Source organism: Mesorhizobium sp. M7A.F.Ca.CA.004.04.2.1 (assembly GCF_004022825.1).
GTDB lineage: Bacteria > Pseudomonadota > Alphaproteobacteria > Rhizobiales > Rhizobiaceae > Mesorhizobium.
In genome coordinates this window covers 1-1877 of sequence record NZ_RZPH01001115.1, presented here as the reverse complement: position 1 = coordinate 1877, position 1877 = coordinate 1, and the positions used below count along the sequence as shown (strand labels likewise).

The 1877-nt window shown below is 56.5% G+C and carries 2 protein-coding genes; one reads left to right on the top strand and one right to left on the bottom strand.

The genetic code is table 11. From position 1 onward, the window contains the following. Positions 1-140: 140 nt before the first annotated feature. On the bottom strand, positions 141-416 hold the full coding sequence (locus tag EN893_RS31915; protein WP_023811582.1) for a hypothetical protein: 276 nt from the start codon (positions 414-416) through the stop codon (positions 141-143). A gap of 601 nt (positions 417-1017) precedes the next feature. Here EN893_RS31915 and EN893_RS31910 point away from each other — a divergent pair. Further along, positions 1018-1695, top strand: a complete 678-nt coding sequence (locus EN893_RS31910) for a sugar transferase (protein ID WP_023811581.1) — start codon at positions 1018-1020, stop codon at positions 1693-1695. Positions 1696-1877 lie beyond the last annotated feature (182 nt).

Genomic DNA, 1877 nt, shown 5'->3' with positions numbered 1-1877 from the left:
GTGGGGGAAACAGTCAGGGGGCAACCCCGCCGATGTCGCGTGAGCCGGCGACCAAGACGCGCCGAAACCGATTCACGCGGCGCCTAGTCTCTTGTTTCGAAGCATGCCTACAAACCGGGGGCAGGTTTGAGCAATCTGCATCAATGCAGGCCGCGCCTGGCACCGCCCAGCTTCTCGCTTTCGGCGACCTCTGGTGCGTTCAGTTTGCGCTCGGCGTCACGGGCTATGTCGGCAGGCGTCGGCGCGCTCCTGGCGATCATGGTGTAGATGAGCACGAAATAGCCGGCCTGAATGATCACGGCGCAGATGATGACGCGCACCAATATCGTGCCTATCGACGCTCCGCCCAGCCAGGACCAGCCGACGACGATCGCCAGAGCGAAAATCATCCCGAGGATGAATTTTGGAAGTGCCATACCCAACAGCCCATAAACCGGCTCGGGTATTATCACGATTGCCCCACCCGAGCGCCGTCCCTTGTCATGTGGGCTTGTTAAGGTCGCCCACTCTCGACCGGTTGCTTCCGGCCTTTTCCACCTGTCGCCACCGTGACAGGTATAATTTGCAATTCTATTAAGGCGAGCAATAGGCGGCAAGGGCAACTTCGGATATTTTTGATCGAGCTTTTGCGATCGACTCTGCCATGCTGCAATGCACGCAACGGGAGCTAAGCCGATCTCCTCTCCTCGGCATTTTTCAGTAAGATAGACAATATTAAGTAGTATTTTATACGGTTTTCACCAAGCATCAGGGCATGATAAAGCACTAATTTGCAGCTTGCCTTGGCAAATAGGTAGGTCCGCCTAAAAACCGCCCCACAAAGGCCTCTATTTTTTCGGCCGTGCCCATTTATTGTCACAAATGTGCTAAATACGCCGAAATTTGTGCATGACAAGCTTATTATTTAGTCAATTCATGACGTGACTATTTCAATGGGGTGGTAAATTGTGTGTTGCGCTGCAACATTTTTTTGGTATCGTGCGCTGAACCATTCGTTCAACGCATGGAGTTTACGGCATGAGGGACGTTGCCAAGTCGGCCACGGCGAGCTTTTCGCAGGCTGACATCGATTTTCCGCCACCGATCGGCGGCTTGCTCAAACGCAGCTTCGATATCGCCGGTTCACTGATTGGACTGATCGCACTCAGCCCGCTGTTTGTCATGATAGCGCTGCTGGTCAAGTTTTCCGACGGCGGCTCGATTTTCTACGGTCACAGGCGAATTGGACGCGGCGGGCGGATTTTTCCTTGCCTGAAGTTCCGCACCATGGTTCCGGACGGCGACAGGGTATTGGCAACCTATCTCGCCACCAACCCGGATGCCAACGCGGAATGGATCGCCACCCGCAAGCTGAAGAACGATCCGCGCGTTACCCGTGTCGGAGCTGTGCTGAGGAAACTCAGCCTCGACGAGCTGCCGCAGATCATCAACATCCTGCAGGGCGACATGAGCCTTGTCGGCCCTCGTCCGGTCGTGCGCGACGAGCTGGAGATCTATGGCACGTCCGCCGTCTATTACCTGAAATCCCGCCCGGGCCTGACTGGCCTGTGGCAAGTCAGCGGCCGCAACGATGTGTCCTATGACAGCCGCGTCGCCTTCGATCGCCACTATGTCGAGAACTGGTCGCTGTTCGAGGACGTTCGCATCATCATCAAGACCGTCCCGGCCGTCTGGATGTCGCGTGGTTCTTACTGACCGGCCGGTGGCCAATGCCAGACATTGGCATCGGCCATTCGACGCAAGCTCATCGGGCGATGGGGCTATAGCGGATCGGAACGTTGAGTTGAAAACAGATTTGTTCGAAGCCTTTCGCAGCGGCCCGGATTCCGGCCGGCTGCGGCGGGCGCGTTTTCTGGCCACCTGCCTTGCCTTTGCGC

What these genes read in the sequence shown, in the direction of transcription:
- EN893_RS31910 (WP_023811581.1), top strand. Translation starts at nt 1,018, where the DNA reads ATGAGGGACGTTGCCAAGTCGGCCACGGCGAGCTTTTCGCAGGCTGAC.
- EN893_RS31915 (WP_023811582.1), bottom strand. Translation starts at nt 416, where the DNA reads ATGGCACTTCCAAAATTCATCCTCGGGATGATTTTCGCTCTGGCGATC.